The organism is Mesorhizobium australafricanum, from assembly GCF_033977265.1.
GTDB lineage: Bacteria > Pseudomonadota > Alphaproteobacteria > Rhizobiales > Rhizobiaceae > Mesorhizobium > Mesorhizobium australafricanum.
This window is the reverse complement of record NZ_JAVIIT010000002.1, coordinates 320,582-338,408: the sequence shown is the minus strand read 5'-3', so window position 1 is coordinate 338,408 and position 17,827 is coordinate 320,582. Positions and strand designations below refer to the sequence as shown.

General features: G+C 64.7%; 18 protein-coding genes and 1 pseudogene. 15 read left to right on the top strand and 4 right to left on the bottom strand.

What is annotated here, in order from left to right; translation table 11 throughout:
- Positions 1-81: 81 nt before the first annotated feature.
- The 6 genes from RFM98_RS05115 (at position 82) to RFM98_RS05090 (ending at position 6,225) form a co-directional block, all read left to right on the top strand.
- Positions 82-1,365: an NAD(P)/FAD-dependent oxidoreductase gene (locus RFM98_RS05115; protein ID WP_320307813.1), complete on the top strand. Its 1,284-nt coding sequence runs from the start codon at positions 82-84 to the stop codon at positions 1,363-1,365.
- Positions 1,366-1,475: 110 nt separating this feature from the next.
- Positions 1,476-2,363, top strand: coding sequence for an ABC transporter permease (locus tag RFM98_RS05110; protein WP_320307812.1), 888 nt, complete (start codon positions 1,476-1,478; stop codon positions 2,361-2,363).
- Entirely contained in the window at positions 2,360-3,178 is an 819-nt protein-coding gene (locus tag RFM98_RS05105; protein ID WP_320307811.1) for an ABC transporter permease, read from the top strand. The genes RFM98_RS05110 and RFM98_RS05105 overlap by 4 nt, the downstream gene beginning before the upstream one ends.
- A gap of 27 nt (positions 3,179-3,205) precedes the next feature.
- Positions 3,206-4,276, top strand: coding sequence for an ABC transporter substrate-binding protein (locus RFM98_RS05100; RefSeq protein WP_320307810.1), 1,071 nt, complete (start codon positions 3,206-3,208; stop codon positions 4,274-4,276).
- A gap of 208 nt (positions 4,277-4,484) precedes the next feature.
- Entirely contained in the window at positions 4,485-5,093 is a 609-nt protein-coding gene (locus RFM98_RS05095; RefSeq protein WP_320307809.1) for a cupin domain-containing protein, read from the top strand.
- A 61-nt stretch (positions 5,094-5,154) separates the two neighbouring features.
- On the top strand, positions 5,155-6,225 hold the full coding sequence (locus RFM98_RS05090; protein ID WP_320307808.1) for an ABC transporter ATP-binding protein: 1,071 nt from the start codon (positions 5,155-5,157) through the stop codon (positions 6,223-6,225).
- A 15-nt stretch (positions 6,226-6,240) separates the two neighbouring features.
- Here RFM98_RS05090 and RFM98_RS05085 read toward each other — a convergent pair whose 3' ends face one another.
- Complete coding sequence (locus RFM98_RS05085) at positions 6,241-6,363, bottom strand: hypothetical protein (RefSeq protein ID WP_320308155.1); 123 nt, start codon at positions 6,361-6,363, stop codon at positions 6,241-6,243.
- Between RFM98_RS05085 and RFM98_RS05080 the strand changes: the two are divergent.
- From RFM98_RS05080 to RFM98_RS05055, 6 genes and pseudogenes are all read left to right on the top strand, one after another.
- Positions 6,356-6,550: pseudogene (locus RFM98_RS05080) on the top strand (ABC transporter permease); the annotation flags it as partial. The gene RFM98_RS05085 and the pseudogene RFM98_RS05080 sit on opposite strands and share 8 nt — an antisense overlap.
- Positions 6,551-6,570: 20 nt before the next feature.
- Entirely contained in the window at positions 6,571-8,157 is a 1,587-nt protein-coding gene (gene ggt, locus RFM98_RS05075) for a gamma-glutamyltransferase (RefSeq protein WP_320307807.1), read from the top strand.
- 50 nt (positions 8,158-8,207) lie between these two features.
- Positions 8,208-9,737 carry an acyl--CoA ligase gene (locus RFM98_RS05070; RefSeq protein WP_320307806.1) on the top strand — a complete coding sequence of 510 codons (1,530 nt, stop codon included), beginning with the start codon at positions 8,208-8,210 and terminating at the stop codon, positions 9,735-9,737.
- The gene (locus RFM98_RS05065) at positions 9,737-10,723 is read left to right on the top strand and encodes a 2-dehydropantoate 2-reductase (RefSeq protein ID WP_320307805.1); all 987 of its coding nucleotides are present in this window, start codon (positions 9,737-9,739) and stop codon (positions 10,721-10,723) included. Before RFM98_RS05070 ends, RFM98_RS05065 begins: the two co-directional genes overlap by 1 nt.
- Positions 10,724-10,831: 108 nt before the next feature.
- Positions 10,832-11,185, top strand: a complete 354-nt coding sequence (locus RFM98_RS05060; protein ID WP_320307804.1) for a SnoaL-like domain-containing protein — start codon at positions 10,832-10,834, stop codon at positions 11,183-11,185.
- Positions 11,186-11,417: 232 nt separating this feature from the next.
- Positions 11,418-11,765 carry an ArsC family reductase gene (locus RFM98_RS05055; RefSeq protein WP_320307803.1) on the top strand — a complete coding sequence of 116 codons (348 nt, stop codon included), beginning with the start codon at positions 11,418-11,420 and terminating at the stop codon, positions 11,763-11,765.
- 244 nt (positions 11,766-12,009) lie between these two features.
- On the opposite strand, the gene RFM98_RS05050 is transcribed toward RFM98_RS05055, so the two are convergent.
- The 3 genes from RFM98_RS05050 to RFM98_RS05040 all read right to left on the bottom strand — a co-directional run bounded on the left by RFM98_RS05050 (position 12,010) and on the right by RFM98_RS05040 (position 14,779).
- The gene (locus RFM98_RS05050) at positions 12,010-12,363 is read right to left on the bottom strand and encodes a DUF488 domain-containing protein (RefSeq protein ID WP_320307802.1); all 354 of its coding nucleotides are present in this window, start codon (positions 12,361-12,363) and stop codon (positions 12,010-12,012) included.
- A gap of 101 nt (positions 12,364-12,464) precedes the next feature.
- The gene (locus tag RFM98_RS05045) at positions 12,465-13,721 is read right to left on the bottom strand and encodes an aminopeptidase (protein ID WP_320307801.1); all 1,257 of its coding nucleotides are present in this window, start codon (positions 13,719-13,721) and stop codon (positions 12,465-12,467) included.
- Positions 13,722-13,864: 143 nt separating this feature from the next.
- Complete coding sequence (locus RFM98_RS05040) at positions 13,865-14,779, bottom strand: LysR substrate-binding domain-containing protein (protein ID WP_320307800.1); 915 nt, start codon at positions 14,777-14,779, stop codon at positions 13,865-13,867.
- Positions 14,780-14,875: 96 nt separating this feature from the next.
- Between RFM98_RS05040 and RFM98_RS05035 the strand changes: the two genes are divergently transcribed.
- From RFM98_RS05035 to sbmA, 3 genes are all read left to right on the top strand, one after another.
- Complete coding sequence (locus RFM98_RS05035) at positions 14,876-15,067, top strand: hypothetical protein (RefSeq protein WP_320307799.1); 192 nt, start codon at positions 14,876-14,878, stop codon at positions 15,065-15,067.
- A gap of 219 nt (positions 15,068-15,286) precedes the next feature.
- Positions 15,287-16,444 carry a YbfB/YjiJ family MFS transporter gene (locus RFM98_RS05030; RefSeq protein WP_320307798.1) on the top strand — a complete coding sequence of 386 codons (1,158 nt, stop codon included), beginning with the start codon at positions 15,287-15,289 and terminating at the stop codon, positions 16,442-16,444.
- 123 nt (positions 16,445-16,567) lie between these two features.
- Positions 16,568-17,827 carry a peptide antibiotic transporter SbmA gene (sbmA, locus tag RFM98_RS05025; protein WP_320307797.1) on the top strand — a complete coding sequence of 420 codons (1,260 nt, stop codon included), beginning with the start codon at positions 16,568-16,570 and terminating at the stop codon, positions 17,825-17,827.

The following is a 17,827-nucleotide window of genomic DNA, read 5'->3' as shown; positions in this document are numbered from 1 at the left end:
TCTGTGATGCAGGCGAAATCGTCTTTCAAAAAAATGAAATCTTCTCTAGAATTTTCATTTCCAAGCATGCCGAGTGAAGTCTTGTCCGCTGCATTTTCCGATCCGACTTGGCAGAAGCCGTATGCCGCTTTCGCCTCTCGGCCGCTCGTTGCGGGCGGCGGCCCGGTCGACGCGGTCGTCGTCGGCGGCGGCATCATGGGGCTGTCGACCGCCCTGCATGCGGCGCGTGCCGGCCTCTCAATTCAGGTGCTGGACGCCGGCGCGATCGGGCAGGGTGCATCGGGCCTCAATGGCGGCCAGGTCATTCCCGGCCTCAAATACGATCCTGAATGGCTGATCGAGCATTTCGGCAAGGAGCGCGGCGCCGCCCTGGTCGCGTTCGCCGCCTCGACGGCCGATGCGGTGTTCGACGTAATCCGCGACGAGAAGCTGGCCGTGCCGTTCACGCGCAATGGCTGGATCCAGGCCGCGCACACGGAGACGGCCCTGAAGGCGGCCGCCAACCGCGACCGGCAATGGCGCTCGCGCGGCGCCGACGTCGAACTGCTCGACCAGGCAGAGGTCGCTGCGATGACCGGCGCCAGGGGATATCTCGGCGGCTGGCTCGACCGCCGCGCCGGCGTCATCGATCCGCTGTCCTACACGCTCGAACTGGCCCGCGTCGCCTCGGCTGCCGGCGCCAGCATTGCCGAGCAGCAGAAGGTGGTGAAGCTCCGCAAGGAGGCCGGTGTCTGGCGGGTTTCGACGCAAAGCGGTGCCGAATTGCGGGCCAAGTCGGTCGTGCTCGCCACCAACGCCTATACGGACGGGTTGTTGCCCGGCCTCGCCCAGACAATCGTGCCGCTGCATTCCTTCCAGATTGCCACTGCGCCGCTGCCGGCCGAGCTTGCCGCAAGCATCCTGCCGGGCGGGCAAGCCGTTTCCGATTCCCGCCGCATCTTGGTCTATTACCGCAAGAGCCCTGACGGCCGCATGGTGCTGGGCGGCCGCGGCCGCATGGCGCTGCCTTCAACTGCCGCGGACTGGGCGCATTGCGAACGCGCGCTGCTGCGCCTCTATCCGGCGCTCGCAGGTATCGCCATCGAAAAGCGCTGGTTCGGCCGCGTGGCGCTGACACCGGATCACCTGCCGCATCTGCACGAGCCGGAAAAAGGCCTGCTTGCCGTCGTCGGCTGCCAGGGCAGAGGCGTCGGCCTGATGAGCGCGCTGGGCAAGCGCATGGCGAGCTACCTGGCGAGCCGCGATGCCAGGCAATTGCCGTTCCCGCTATCGCCGATCAAGCCGATCCCATTCCACGCTTTCCGCCAGGTCGGCGTTGCCGCGGCGATCGCCTGGTACCGCATGCTCGACGCGTTCGAGCGCTGACGCCGAACGCGTGCAGCGCACAAGCGATTCTGCTTGACAGTTTCATGAATATGAAAAAACAATATTCGATTTCAGAAATCCGATGGGCAGCCCCTAAACAGGCGAATAAAATGTCGACCATCGCTGCAACACGGCCCTTGCCGGAAAACCGCATCTCGCCGGTGTTCCGCTTTGCCATGCTGCTGCCGGGCGGGCTGGTCACATTCTTCCTCATCCTGTTCGCGCTCGGCCTGGTGGTCTTCCTTGCGTTCAGGGGCAATGACGGCTCGCTGCTCGGCATTGGCCTGACGGCGGAGAACTTCGTCACCGTGGCCACCGACCCGCTCTACTGGACGGTGACGCTGCGCTCGCTGGTCATTGCCGGCCTGGTGACGCTTGCCACCGTCGCTACTGCATATCCGGTCGCCTACTATCTCGCGTTCCATGCCGGCCGCCGCCGCAACCTGCTGCTTTTCCTGGTCACGCTGCCGTTCTGGACCAGCTATCTCTTGCGCGTCTTCGCCTGGAAGATCGTGCTTGCCTATAATGGCGTGCTGAATTCGGCTTTCATCGAGACCGGCCTCTGGTCGCAGCCGACGCTTGCCTTCCTCAACACGCCGGCCGCGGTGGTCGTCACGCTCGCCCACGCCTACGCGCCTTTCGCCATCCTGCCGATCTATGTGGCGCTGGACACGATTCCGAAATCGCTGCTCGAAGCCGCTTCCGATCTCGGTGCGCGGCCCTTCACCAGCTTCCGCCGGGTCGTGCTGCCCAATTCCATGCCCGGCGTGCTGGCGGCGGCGCTCGTCGTCTTCGTGCCGACGGTCGGCGACTATGTCACCCCCGCCATGGTCGGCGGTCCGGCCAGCACCATGATCGGCACGCTTATCCAGTCGCAGTTCGGCAAGGCCAATGACTGGCCGTTCGGCGCCGCACTCTCGGTCTGCGTCATGCTGGTCATCCTATGCGTCGTCCTGGTGGCGCGCGGCGCCGACCGCCGGTTTGGCAGCCGCACATGAGCGCGCGAACCGACGTCAATGCAGGCGGCCGCTGGCTCGGCCTCTATGTGCTTGGTTATCTCGTCTTCCTCTATCTGCCGGTCCTTTTGATCCCGCTGTTTTCCTTCAACAACTCCATCCAGGCGGCGTTTCCGCTGCAAGGTTTCACGCTCGATTGGTATCGGACGCTCTACGGCAATCCGGCGCTCTCCGGCGCTTTAGCCAACAGCCTGGTCATCGGCGTCATCGCCGCCTTCGGCGCGACGCTCTGCGGCATCACTGTCTCCTACATGGACCTCTATGGCCGCTCGCCGCTCGCCGCCGCCATCAGCGCCATCGCCCGCCTGCCGATCCTGATCCCCGGCGTCATCGTCGGCATTTCGCTCTTGATCCTGGTCAACCTCATCGGCCTCGGCCCGTCGCGCGTTTCGATCGTGCTCGGCCATATCCTCGTCGCGCTGCCGACGACGGTGGTGGTGATGCGCAGCCGCTTCGCCGCTATCCCGAAGACCATCCGCGAGGCGGCGCTCGATCTCGGCGCCTCCGACTGGACGACATTCCGGCGCATCATGCTGCCGCTGAGTGCGCCGGCAGTGCTCTCGGCCTTCATGCTCTCTTTCCTGATTTCCTTCGACGAGTTCATCGTCGTCTTCTTCCTCGCCGGCACCGAGCCGACGCTGCCGCTCTACATCTGGAGCCAGCTGCGCTTCCCGCGCTCGCTGCCGACCGTGATGGCGCTGGGAACGGTGATCCTCACTGCCTCCTTCATCATCGCCGGCACCGCCGAAATCCTGCGCCATCGCGGTCTCGGCGCCGCGCGCCGCAATCCAGCCTGAACCACAACAAAGAAGAGGAGAACGAAAATGACTGTACACCTGAATTCGATTACCGGACACAAGGCACGGGCGGGCCTTGCTGCTCTCGCCCTAGCGCTGTCGTCGACGGTCGCTCTTGCCGCCGACAAGCTGCAATATTTCACATGGTCTGGCTATGAATTGCCCGACTTCAACAAGAGCTTCCTTGCCGCGCATCCCGATGGCGTCGAGGCGACGATCTTCGGCGACGACGACGACGCCTTCACCAAGGTCAAGGCCGGCTTCCGGCCCGACATCGCGCATCCCTGCTACGACAAGGTGGCGCGCTGGAACAAGGAAGGCCTGCTGCAGCCGATCGACACCAAGCGCATCAAGAACTGGGATTCGATCTTCCCGGTGTTCAAGAACCTGCCCGACCTGCAGGCCGGCGACGGCAAGGTCTGGATGGTGCCGTGGGACTGGGGCAACACCTCGATCCTCTACCGCACCGATCTGGTGAAGAACCCCGAGGCGAGCTGGAACCTTTTGTGGGACAAGCAATATGCCGGCCGCATGGCCACCATCGACGCCGTCCACGACACGCCGATCGTCGCGGCCCTCCTGGCAGGCGTGAACCCCTTCGATATGACGCCGGACCAGATGGACAAGGTGGCGCAAAAGCTGCGCGAGCAGCGGCCGCTTCTGTCGAGCTACACCACCGACATGACCTCGGTCGAGCAGGCGCTGGCGAGCGGCCAGCTGGTCGCCGCCATGACCTGGAATGCGTCGGCTACCTCGCTCAAGAAGCAGGGCGTGCCAGTCGAGTTCATGAAGCCGAAGGAAGGCATGCTGACGTGGGCCTGCGGCTTCGTCATGCTGAAGGACGCCAAGAACGTCGATCTCGCCTATGACTTCATCAACAGCCGGCTCGACGCCGACTCGGGCAAGTTCCTGATCCAGTCCTATGGCTATGGCAGCTCGCTCTCGACCGCCTTTGCCGGCGTGTCGAAGGACGAGCTTGAGAAGCTGCAGCTGCCGGCGGATCCGGACGTGATGCTGAAGAGCACCATCTTCACCGGCCCGATGAAGCAGAACGACGATGTGGCGAAGATGTTCGAAAAGGTGAAAGCAGGCGGCTGAGCTGAGACGCCCCTTCTCCCCTTGTGGGAGAAGGTGGCCGCGAAGTGGCCGGATGAGGGGTGCTCCAGGGAAAGCCGACGTCTCACTCCGCTGGAACACCCCTCATCCGTCTCGTCGCTACGCGCCGATCCACCTTCTCCCACAAGGGGAGAAGGGGGAGCCTGGCGGCGCTGCGCCGCACCGGTGGAAAGACAACGAGGACGAATGCATGGATGTTCTTGACGAAGCAGCCGACAAACCGAAGGACGATGCCGATGTGCGCGTCGGCCGGCGCGTGCGGGCGCTCAGGCTCGAACGTAACCTGTCGCTGGCCGATCTTGCGGCCAAGGCTGGCATCTCCATCGGCGCGCTCAGCCAGATCGAGCGCGGCATGTCCTCGCTGCGCGTCAAGGTCATCTGGCCGCTGGCAGCGGCGTTGGACATCGAGCCTTCGGCGCTGATCACCGACGGCAACGAGGCGGTCAACGACCTCTATTGCGTGCGCGCCGACAAACGCCGCTCTATCCCGGTGAAATCCGAAGGCATCGCCAAGGCGCTGCTGTCGCCGCCCGCGGCGACGCTTACCGGCATGCTGGTCACGGTCGAGGCCGGCGGCGGCACGGCGGAAGCCTATGCCCATGCCGGCCACGAATTCGGCTTCGTCATGACCGGCGAGGTCGAGCTGGTGGTCGACGCCACGACTTATGTTCTGAAAGCCGGCGACAGCTTCGCCTTCAAAAGCACGCTGCTGCATGCCTTCCGCAACCCCGGCGCCGAGCGCTGCCAGGTTCTGTGGGTCAACACCACCAAGCCATCCGAGGTGCGCGATGGCGCCTGATGCCTCAGAGCAATTCCAGGAAAAGTGTGAAGCGGTTTTCCGTCCGCAATTGCGAGAACCATTGGTTCGGCTCGAGAAAGTCTCGAAAGTCTTCCCCGGTGGCATTGTTGGTCTTGATAGCGTTGACCTCGATATCGCGCCCGGCGAGTTCCTGACCCTGCTCGGTCCCTCCGGCTGCGGCAAGACGACGAGCCTGCGCGCCATCGCCGGCTTCGAGAGCCCGACCAGCGGCAATGTGCTGCTCGAAGGCCGCGACATCACCGGCCTGAGGCCCTTCGACCGTCCCGTCAACACCGTCTTCCAGGACTATGCGCTGTTCCCGCATATGGATGTCGCGGCCAATGTCGGCTTCGGCCTGTCGCTGCGCAAACTCGCCAGTGCCGAGCAGGCCAAACGGGTCCGCGAGGCGCTCGACATGGTCGGGCTCGCCGACAAGCTGCGCGCCCGCGTCTCCGAGCTTTCCGGCGGCCAGCGCCAACGCGTCGCGCTTGCCCGCGCCATCGTCTGCGAACCGCGCGTTCTGTTGCTCGACGAGCCGCTGTCGGCGCTCGACGCGCATCTGCGCGAGCAGATGCAGATCGAGCTGAAGCGGCTGCAGGCGCGGCTCGGCACGACCTTCGTCATGGTCACCCACGACCAGACCGAGGCGCTGTCGATCTCCGACCGCATCGTCGTCATGAACAAGGGCCGCATCGAGCAGATCGCGCCGCCGGCAACACTTTACGACCGGCCCGCAACGCGCTTCGTCGCCTCCTTCATCGGCACGATGAACCTCCTGCAGTCGCGCTTTGTCGGCCGTGATGGCGAGCGCCTGCGTTTTGCCGCCGGCGAGCTGCCATTGGAGGCGGTTTCGGACAATGGCGAGGCGCCGGCCGCCGGCGACATGCGCACCATCGGCGTGCGCCCGGAAGATCTTCTGGCTGCCGGCGAAGCCGCCGAAGGAACAGCGCCGGCGCGGGTGAGCGGCGTCGTCTTCCATGGCCGCACGTTGCGCCTTCACGCCGAGCTCGGGCAGGGGATTTCGATCGTCATCGATGCCCCGCGCCGCGCCGACGGTTCTCAATTCAGCGTCGGCGACGTGGCGCATATCGGCCTGCGCCGTGGCGCCAACTGTCCCATGCTTTCCAACTGATACGATAGCATTGGTTCAGGACGCCTTGGCAAAGAATCCCTGATAGTCGGATTTGGCCTGCAGCAGCCGCAGGATGTTCTCGCGCGAGCCGCGCACATGCGCGCGGGCACGCTCGCCGGCCAGTGTGACGTCCTTCATCACCTCCTTCGACGAGGTGGTGGTGTCGCTGTTCATCTCCGGCGGCGAGACCACGACGCTGACGCGCCGCATGTTCAATGCGCTGCGCGACCAGATCGACCCGACGATCGCCGCCATCTCGACTTGCCTGATCGTGCTATCGATCGTCTTGTTGTCCGCCGCCCAGCTTTTCGGCCGCGGACGTTGATTGAGGATACCAAAACCCGCATGCGTGACTTCCAGTTCCCAGGCCGCTCGCCGGTCCGCGCCACCGAGGCGATGGCCGCGACCTCGCATCCGCTCGCCACCTTAGCCGCCATCGACATGCTGCGCTCCGGCGGCAACGCCATGGACGCCGCGGTCTGCGCGGCAGCCGTGCAGGCGGTGGTCGAGCCGCAATCGACCGGCATCGGCGGCGACTGCTTTGTCCTCTATTGCCCGAAGGGTGATGGGAACGTGCTTGCCTTCAACGGCTCCGGCCGCGCGCCCAGGGCCGCGACGGTCGACTGGTATCTGGACAAGGGGTTCAGCGAATTGCCGAAACAGGGGCCGCACGCGGTCACGGTTCCCGGTGCCGTCGACGCCTGGTGCCGGCTGCTGGAGGATCACGGCCGCAAGGGTATAGAAGACGCATTCGCTCCGGCCATCCGCTATGCGCAAGACGGCTATGTCGTGCATGACCGTGTCGCCTTCGACTGGGAGGATCCGGAGACCGACCTGTCGGCCGACGAGGTGGCAACGCGCATCTTCCTGCCGGGCGGCAAGCCGCCGAAAGCGGGCGACATCCACCGCCAGCCGGAACTCGCGGAGACCTTGCGCGTCATCGCCAAGAAAGGCCGAGCTGGTTTCTATGAAGGCGCGGTGGCTGAAGACATCGTCGGTCGGCTTCGTGCGCTTGGCGGCCTGCACACGCTCGACGATTTCGTCGCCACCAAGGGCGATTACCGGACCGCGGTCAGCACGTCCTATCGCGGTTACGACATCCACCAGATGCCGCCCAACAACCAGGGCCTGACCGCGCTTCTGATGCTGAATGTGCTGTCAGGCTTCGAACTGGGCAAGCTCGATCCCGACGGTGCCGAGCGTCTGCACCTCGAGATCGAGGCGGGCCGGCTGGCCTATCAGGACCGCGACGCTTTCTTCGGCGACCAGGACCATGTCGATGTTCCAGTGAAGGCGCTGCTTTCCACCGCCTATGCCGACCGGCTGCGCGCCGCGATCGATCCCGGGCGCGCCATGACCGATCTGCCGCGCCTCGATTTGCCCGGCAGCGACACGGTCTATATCAGCGTCGTCGACCGCGACCGCAACGCGGTGAGCTTCATCAACTCGACCTATTATTCCTTCGGCAGCGGCGTTGTCGGCCCGAAGACCGGGGTCGTGCTGCAGAACCGCGGCTCGAGCTTCCGCCTCGATCCGAAGCATCCGAACGCCATCGCGCCGGCCAAGCGGCCGATGCACACGATCATGCCGGGCATGATGACGAGGAACGGCCGCGCCGTCATGCCCTTCGGCGTCATGGGCGGCGGCTACCAGCCGTTTGGCCATGTGCATCTTTTGACCAACATGGTCGACTTCGGCATGGACCCGCAGCAGGCGATCGACGCGGCGCGCGTCTTCTACAATCACGATGTCGTCGAGGCCGAGCGAAGCGTGCGCGCTGAGACGATCGAAGGCCTGCGCCGGCGTGGCCACCAGGTGGTTGAACCCGCTCATCCGCTTGGCGGCGGGCAGGCCGTGCTGATCGACTGGGAAAAGGGCACGCTGACCGGCGCCTCCGATCCGCGCAAGGACGGGCTGGCGCTCGGATATTGAGCAGGCGATTGCTGGACATAAGCCGATCGTTCGAAACATAGTCTGGAACCATGACAAACAGCGAAAACGCCATCGATCTCGCCCATCGCCTTGCACCTGGTGCAGAAGATGCGCCGGCCATTGCCGCGCCCGAACGGACCGCTCTTTCGCATGGCGGACTGCGCCGCCAGATCCGCGAGACGGTATCGCGGCTCAACGCGCTCGGCATCGGCCGTGGCGACCGCGTCGCCATCGTGCTGCCGAACGGCCCGGAGATGGCGACAGCGTTCATCGCGGTGGCAGCGGCCGCGTCCACCGCGCCGCTCAATCCGGCTTACCGGGCCGACGAGCTCGATTTCTATCTTAGCGACATCGGCGTCAAGGCGATCCTTGTCGGCAAGGACGAGCAGGGGCCTTCGGTTGACGTTGCCGAACGCCTCGGCATCCCGGTGCTGCGGCTGGTGGTGCCGGGTGGCGCGCCGTCTGGTGTTTTCACGATCGAAGGTGGTCCGGTCGGCTCGCCCGTTTCATCGGGATTGGCCGAGGATGGTGATACCGCGCTCCTTCTGCACACATCCGGCACCACGTCGCGCCCAAAACTGGTGCCGCTCAGCCACGCCAATCTTGCGGCGTCGGCAGCGCATATCGGCGCGACGCTCGGCCTGACGGCGTCGGATCGCTGCCTCAACATCATGCCGCTGTTCCATATCCATGGGCTGATCGCCGCAGTGCTGTCCTCGCTCGCTGCCGGCGGCAGCGTTTTCTGCACGCCGGGCTTCAACGCGCTGCGTTTCTTCCAGTGGCTGAGCGAGGCGAAGCCCAGCTGGTACACGGCGGTGCCCACCATGCACCAGGCCATCCTGCCGCGCGCCGCCCGCAATCCCGAGCAGCTTGCCGAGGCGAAGCTGCGCTTCGTCCGCTCGTCGTCGGCGTCGCTCCCAGCACAGGTCATGGCCGAGCTCGAGGCGACCTTCGGCTGTCCGGTGATCGAATCCTATGGCATGACGGAAGCCGCGCATCAGATGGCGTCGAACCGTTTGCCGCCGGGCCAGCGCAAGCCCGGCAGCGTCGGCGCATCGGCGGGACCGGAAGTGGCCGTCATGGCGCCGGACGGGCGGTTGCTGAAACCTGGTGAGATCGGCGAGATCGTCATTCGCGGCCCGAACGTCACCGCCGGCTATGAGAAGAACCCGGACGCCAATGCCAGTGCCTTCGCCCATGGCTGGTTCCACACCGGCGACCAGGGCGTGCTCGACGAAGATAGCTACCTGCGCGTCACCGGCCGGCTGAAGGAGATCATCAACCGCGGCGGCGAGAAGATCTCGCCGCTCGAGGTCGACGGCGTGCTGATGGATCACCCGGCGGTGGCCCAGGTCGTCACCTTCGCCATGCCGCATGATAAGCTCGGCGAAGAGGTGGCAGTGGCCGTCGTGCTGCGCGAGGGCCAGAGCGCCAGCGAGGCCGACATCCGCGGCTTTGCCGCGACGCGGCTCGCCGATTTCAAGGTGCCGCGCAAGGTGCTGATCCTCGACGAGATTCCGAAGGGCGCGACGGGCAAGCTGCAGCGCATCGGGCTTTCGGCCAAGCTCGGGCTCGGCTGATGCGCATTACAGTCTTCGGCGCCGGCGCCATCGGCGGCTATCTTGCCGCCAAGCTGGCGATCGCCGGCTCTGTCGATCTGTCGATCGTGGCGCGCGGCGCGCATCTGGAGGCGATCAAGGCCGATGGACTTCGCCTGATCGAGGACGGCAAGGAGACGGTCGCGCGCGTCAAGGCGGCGGCACGCGCCGAGGAACTTGGCGTGCAGGACTATGTCGTGCTGGCGCTGAAGGCGCATTCGCTGGCGCCGGCGCTCGGCGAGATCGCGCCGCTGCTGGGCGAGGGGACCGCCGTCGTCACCATGCAGAACGGCGTGCCCTGGTGGTATTTCCACAAGGCGGGCGGCGCGCTCGAAGGCACGCGGCTCGCTGCGGTCGATCCGGGTGGAACGATCTGGCAGCGTATCGGGCCGGAGCGCGTCATCGGCTCCGTCGTCTATCCGGCCGTCGAGGTCGATGCGCCCGGTCTGATCCGCCATGTCGAGGGCACGCGCTTTTCGCTGGGCGAACCTTCGGGCGAGAAGAGCGAGCGGGTGACAGCGCTTGCCCGCGAAATGGTCAAGGGCGGGCTGCAGGCGCCGGTGCGCGAGGATATCCGTTCGGAGATCTGGGTAAAACTCTGGGGCAATCTTTCCTTCAACCCGATCTCGGCACTGACCGGCGCCACGCTTGCGGCCATCGTTGCCGATGAAGGCACGCGCGCCGTCGCGCGCGCCATGATGCTGGAGGCGCAGGCGACTGGTGAGCGCCTCGGCGTGCGCTTCCTCATCCCCGTCGACCGCCGCATCAAGGGCGCCGGCGATGTCGGCGAGCACAAGACGTCGATGCTGCAGGATCTCGAACGCGGCCGTCCGATGGAGATCGACGCGCTGGTCACGGCGGTGCAGGAGCTCGGCCGCCTCACCGGTCAGCCGACGCCGACCATCGACACCGTGCTGGCGCTGGTGCGGCGGCTGGCGATCGAGCGCGGGTGCTATTCTCCCTTGTAGATTGAGGCGTCGCCATGCTGACACGAATTGTCACCTACGGAGCGACGTAGCGATGGCAAGCGGACAATCGGTCCCTACTTGATGTCTGGTCCCAACCCGGAGGAAATCATGACCACTGCCGAGATTGCCAAGGATTTCACGGAACTCCTCAAGCAGGGCGACAGCCACAGCGCTGCCGCGAAGTACAATGCCGACGATATCGCCAGCTATGAGGCAATGGATGGGCCGATGGCCGTCTTAAACGGCAAGGAAGCCGTCAAGCAGAAGGGCGAGTGGTGGGAGGCGAACCACGAGGTCCATGGCGGCTCGATCGATGGTCCTTACGTCAATGGCGACCAGTTCGCCCTGCGCTTCAAGTTCGACATCACGCCCAAATCCACCGGCGAGCGCGTCACCATGGACGAAGTCGGCCTCTACACGGTCAAGAACGGTAAGATCAGCGAAGAGCGCTTCTATTATTGAGGCGTGCGGCTTTCGAAGCCGCAATTTTTCGCGGCATGGATTTTGAAAAATGGCGGTCAGGCCGATAGCCGGGCCGCCATGTGACCTCTCAGATCGTCTTCACATAATCCGCAAGCTGGTTGGCCACTGTGCTCCAAGAGCCAAAATCCGGGCACCGCAAGGCGCTGGCAATGCGGGCGGGGCGGACTTAGGGTTCGGCCCGACTCGCAACCCCGTCTGACCGAGGCCTGAATTGACCATCACCATGTACGGCATAACCACCTGCGACACGATCAGGAAGGCGCGCGTCTGGCTGGAGAGCCATGACGTGCCGTATCGTTTTCATGACTACCGGGCCGAGGGGATCGAGGCGGAGAGGCTGAACGGCTGGGTCGGCAAGGTCGGTTGGGAAAAGCTGCTGAACAAGGGCAGCACGACCTTCCGTGAGCTGCCGGAGGCGGACAAGGCCGAGCTCGACGAAAAGAAGGCGAAGAAGCTGATGCTGGCCAAGCCGACCATGATCAAGCGCCCGGTGCTGGAGGTCGGGGATCGGGTTCTGGTGGGGTTCAAGGCGGAGGTTTATGAGGAGGCGGTGAGGTAGGTGGCGGGACGGCGATGCTGCCAATCTCCCCCCTTGCGGGGGAGATGGCCGGCAGGCCAGAGGGGGTGTGAAGGAACGCGACGCTGGTCGAACTATCACGCCCGAACCTGCCTCATTATGCGGCATTGAATGATTGAGAGGTCGGCGGGACAGCACCCCCCTCTGCCCTGCCGGGCATCTCCCCCGCAAGGGGGGAGATTGGATGTCGCTTCGGCCTTCGCCAATCGCAAACGCAGTGAGGGTCTCACACGCCTCGCAAATACGCCGCCAGCGCCACCGCATTGTTGTGCGCCTCGTCATGCGCGCCGTAGAGCAGCGTCACCTTGCCTTCGCGCGACAGGTCCCGCAGTTGCTCCACCGCCTCCTGATTAGCATCAAGCGCGGCCCGATATCGCTTCTGAAACTCCGCCCAGCGCTCCGGATCATGCCCGAACCATTTGCGCAACTCGTCGGTCGGCGCGATCTCCTTCAGCCACAGCGTCAGTTCGGCATCCTTCTTGCTGACGCCGCGCGGCCACAGGCGGTCGACCAGCACGCGCTGGCCGTCCGCCTTCTCAGGCGCCTCGTAGATGCGCTTCACCGCTATGTCGAAGGTCATCGCGCCTCCTTTGCCAAGCAATTCCAGGAAAAGTGTGCAGCGGTTGGGCTCGGCGACTTCGCCGTAGCCGTCCGTTCGGAATTGCGCAAACAAAAGTACTGTTAGGCCCACTCGCCCTTGCGCATGACCGGCACTCGGCTGCCGTCCTTGGCGACGCCGTCTATGTCGATCTTGTCGGAGCCGATCATCCAGTCGATGTGGATAAAACTCTTGTTGCCGCCGCGCTCAGCGATCTCGTCCTGGCTGAGCGACGCGCCATTGACGAAGCATTTCGAATAGCACTGTCCGAGCGCGATGTGGCAGGCGGCGTTCTCGTCGAACAACGTGTTGAAGAACAACAGCCCGCTCTTCGAGATCGGCGAGGAATGCGGCACCAGCGCCACTTCGCCGAGGCGGCGCGCGCCCTCGTCGGTGTCGAGCACCTTCTTGAGCACGTCCTCGCCCTTCGACGCCTTGGCCTCGACGATCCGCCCGCCCTCGAAGCGCACCGAAATCTCGTCGATCAGCGTGCCCTGGTAGGAGAGCGGCTTGGTCGAGGAGACATGACCTTCGACCCGCCAGGCATGCGGCGTGGTGAAGACTTCCTCGGTCGGGATGTTCGGGTTGCAGGTGATGCCGTTCTTCGCCGTCGAGGCGCCGCCCATCCATTCATGGCCGTCGGCAAGTCCAACGGTCAGGTCCGTGCCCGGCCCGGTGAAATGCAGGTCGTGGAAATGATGCTCGTTCAGCCATTTCGTGCGCTCGGCCAAGGCCGCATTGTGCGCCTTCCAGTTGCCGATCGGATCCTCGACGTCGACCCGCGAGGCCGAGAAGATGGCGTCGGCGAGCTTGACCACCGCGACGTCGTCCGGCTCGCCCGGAAACACTTGGCGAGCCCAGGCAAGGTCGGGATAGGCGACGATGTTCCAGTTGATGTCGAAGCCGGTGATCTTCTCCAGCGCCGGCTGATAGGCCATCGAATTCGCCTTGTTGGCGCGCGCCACCTTGGCCGGATCCTGCGAAGAGAGCAGCGAAGGATCCTCGCCGCGCACCGCAAGCCGCGCGGCATTGTTGGAGAAGGCTTTCGCCATGCCTTCGTAGAGCCAGCCGGCGGCGTGGTCGAAACCGGCGTCGGCGCCATAGCGGAAGCGCGCCAGCGTGATCTCGTCGTCGTTGAAGATCGGCGTCACCAGCCCGGCGCCCGCCTTGTAGGCGTGTTCGACGATACGGCGCGTCAGCGGCAGCGCCGCGATCGACGAGGTCAGCACCAGGTCCTGTCCGGGCTGCAGTTGCAGCCCGACCTTGATGGCGACTTCCGCCAGCCTGTCGAGCTTCACCGGGTCGATGGTTGCCGAAACGCCGCGCGAATGTGTGGTCATGATCCTGCCTGTCGTGATGTTGGGGTCCGGTTCTTACATAGACCGGTGAGCTTGGCCTTTCCACCGCGATCGACTGGGCCTGATCAGAGCATGATCCCGAAAAGTGTGTAGCGGTTTTCGGGAAAGATCATGCTCAAACGAGGTTAAGCGGCACTGTCGAGCGCCCGGAACTGCGCCATGGTCGCTTCGGTCTCTTCCCGGATCCAGGCCTTGAAATCGCGCACCTTGCGGCTTTCGCTTTTGGTCGCCGAGGTCACCAGCCAGTAGCCAAGCCCGCTCTCGGCCCGCACACCGAAGGGCGCGACCAGCCGGCCGTCGGCCAGCGCGTCGGCGGTGAGCAACTGCCAGGCGAGCATGACGCCGTGGCCGGCGATCGCCGATTCCAGGCAAAGCATCGGATCGGTGAAGCGCGCGCCCTTCTGGAAGGTGACCGGCTTGACCCCGGCCGCCTCGAACCAGCCGTCCCAGCTGAACATCGCCCGCTCGTCGGTGATGGCGCAGGTCTGCGCCAGATCGTCGATCGACTTCAGCCTGGCCGCGATCGAGGGCGCGCAGACCGGAAACACTTCCTGGGCAAGCAAAAGCTCCGCCCGCCCGCCCGCCCATTTGCCGTCGCCGAGGCGAATGGCGATATCGATGTCGGACCGGTCGAGGTCGGCGACCCTGGCCGAGGCGTCGATGCGCAGCAGCACATTCGGATGGCGCGCGAAGTGCCGCGACAGTCTGGGCAGCAACCATTTCGAGGCGAAGGCCGGCGCCACCGAGACGACCAGCGTGCACTCGTTGGCCTCGTCGGCCAGCGCCACCGCTTGCGCGATCTCGCGGAAGCCGGCGCTGAGCCGCGTCGTGAAGGCGGCGCCGAATTCGGTTGGCACGAGCCCGCCGGGCGTCCGCTCGAACAGCGCCTGTCCAAGTTGCCTTTCCGTGCGTTTGACCTGCTGGCTGACGGCGCTGACCGAGACATTCAGCTCGGCAGCCGCTGCCGCCAGCGATCCCAGGCGGGCGACGGTTTCCACGGCGCGCAGGCCGTTGAGATGGACGCGGTTCAGCATAGCCATTCAGTTTTTCTAAAGTGAACGGGCCGAAATCTCAATTGAAACCCGACAGGAAAGGCAGAATCTAGCAGGAATAGCCTTGAGCCAGGAGGTTGTCCCATGAAGATTTTATCTTTTCTGAAAGGGCTTTCCGGCGCCGAGGCGAGTCCGCGCCACGATGGCGACATCGCCCGCTGGATCGTCGATCCGCTGTCGCATCCCGTGCTCGACACCATGTCGCAGCGCGAGCTTGGCGATATGCCGTTCCGGCTGACCGCCGGCCGCACCGCATACGAAACGGGCTGCCACTAAGCATTGTCCGCTTATTATAGCGAGGCCCCCTCATCCGGCCCTTCGGGCCACCTTCTCCCCGCGGGGAGAAGAGATTGGCGCGGGCGTTGACAATCTCCTCCCCAGGGGGAGAGGTCAGCCGAGCGAAGCGGAGGCTGGGTGAGGGGGTGTCGCGGCTAGCGGCCCTGGCCCAACGCAAGCGTATTGTTTCGCGAACGCGCACACTTATGGTGCGCCGCGATGAACGCCTCGCCGTCTCCCTTGCGTCTCGCCCTTGCCGGCATGGTCGCGCTCGCCGTCGCCATGGGCATCGGCCGGTTCGTCTACACACCAATCCTGCCCGGCATGATGGAGGAGCTACATCTGACGCCGGCCGATGCCGGCTGGATCGCTTCCGCCAATTATCTCGGCTACCTCATCGGCGCGCTTGCCGCGGCCGGCGGCTGGGCGCATGGGCGCGAGCGCATGCTGATGTTCGCCGGCCTCGCTGCCAGCGCGGTGCTCGCGGGTCTCATGGGGCTCAACGAGACGATGGCCGCCTTCCTCGTCATCCGCTTCCTCGCTGGACTCGCCAGCGCCTTCGTCATGGTGTTCATGGCCTCGATCGTCTTCAGCCATCTGGCAGCGGCTGGCCGCGGCGATTTGCAGGCGCTGCATTTCGGTGGCGTCGGCCTCGGCATAGCCGCGTCCTCCGCCCTCCTGGCGATCCTCGTCTCCGAGCATGCCGGCTGGGCCGCAGGCTGGCTTTGGTCCGGAGTGCTTTCGGCGGTTGGCCTGCTCATCGTCATGCTGCTTGCCGGCTCGACGACACCGGCCAATGGCGTTGACGGGCGCGAGCCGGCGCTGCCGAAGGACCGCTCCCTGGTGAAGATGATCATCGCCTACGGGCTGTTCGGCTTCGGCTATGTCGTGACGGCCACTTTCCTGGTTGCCATCGTTCGCCAGGGCGGCGGCGGGCGCGTCTTCGAAGCCACCGTCTGGATGGTCGCCGGCCTTGCCGGATTTCCCTCGACCTGGTTCTGGCAGAAGCTTGCTGCCAGGATCGGGCTCTATGCCGCTTACGCCGCGACCTGCCTGATCGAGGTGGTCGGCGTCACCGCCAGCGTCGTCGTCAAGGGGGCCGCCGGACCGCTGATTGCCGGCGTCCTGCTCGGCGGAACCTTCATCGCCATCACGGCGCTTGGGATCCAGATGGGCAGGCAACTCGCCCCGCAGGCGCCGCGCCGCATCTTCGCCGTGATGACGGCAGCCTTCGGCCTCGGCCAGATCGTCGGCCCGATCGCTGCTGGCCTGCTGGCCCAGGCCTCGGGCAATTATGTGCTTGCCTCGATCATGGCGGCGGCGGCACTCCTGGCCTCCGGCGTCGTTGCCTGGTCGGCCGCGCCAAAATCGCCATGATTTGCGGCCTTGTTCGATGCCGGGCATCGGGCAGAGGCATTTTCTTTCCCGCTAATGTGTGACCTTATGCCCGCCGAACAGCAACGCCGCTGATTTGCGGTCAGACCAAGGAAACCCGCCACAGTGTTCGTATCTTTCTTCCCGCAGCCGAAGCTTTTCTTCACCTCGGCCGCCGTCTGGAGTCTTGCGGCGATCTTGTTCTGGTTCTTCGGCGGTGAGCAACTGGGCGCCGTCTTCGGCCTGCCCCCGGCAGCGGCCGGCACTCCGCCGATCATCGGCATCGCGGTGCTGTGGTCGAAGCCTTTTCTGTGGTTCTACCTTTATTTCGCTTTTTGCGTGGCGGCGTTTTACGCGTTCTGGAGCTGGTATGCGCCGCATCCCTGGCAGAACTGGTCGATCCTAATGACCGCCGTCGTCCTGTTCTTCATCTATTTCAACGTGCAGGTCTCCGTCGCGGTCAACAACTGGTATGGTCCTTTCTTCGACTACGTTCAGGGCTTGATGTCGGGAACGACAGCCTCGACCGACACGGAATTCTACAAGGGGTTGGCCGATTTCTCTTGGCTGGCGTTGGTCGGCATGAATGTGCAGGTGGTCAATGCCTTCATCGTCAGCCACTGGATCTTCCGCTGGCGCACCGCGATGAACAATTACTTCATGGCCAACTGGGGCCGTCTGCGCCACATCGAGGGGGCCTCGCAGCGTATCCAGGAAGACACGATGCGCTTCTCGCAGATCATGGAGGACCTGGGTTCGAGCTTTGTCCAGTCGATCATGACCCTGATCGCCTTCCTGCCGGTGATGATCCAGCTGCAGGCGCATATCACTGAGCTGCCGATCATCGGCGCGGTCCCGCAGCCTCTGGTGGTTGCCGCGCTGGGCTGGTGCATATTCGGGACGGCATCCGTTATGCTCGCCGGCCTCAAGCTGCCGGGCCTCCAGTTCCGCAATCAGCGGGTTGAGGCTGCCTACCGCAAGGAACTCGTCTACGGCGAGGACCATCCCGACCGGGCGCAGCCGGCGACGACAACGGAGCTGTTCGCCAATGTGCGTCACAACTACTTCAGGCTCTATTTCCACTACATCTATTTCAATATCGTGCGTTACACCTACCTGCAGGCCGATAATATCTTCTCGCTGCTGATCCTCGGGCCTTCGCTGGTTGCGCACAAGATCACCTTCGGTGCCCTGAACCAGATCTCGAACGCCTTCGGCAAAGTGACGAATTCGCTGCAGTTCCTGTTGAATTCCTGGTCGACGATCGTCGAGCTGCAGTCGGTGCATAAGCGCCTGCGTGCCTTCGAGGCGACGCTTCAGGGTGAGCCGCTGCCCGATATCGACCAGCGCTATCTCGCAAGGCAGAGCGCTGAGGATCCGGCCTGA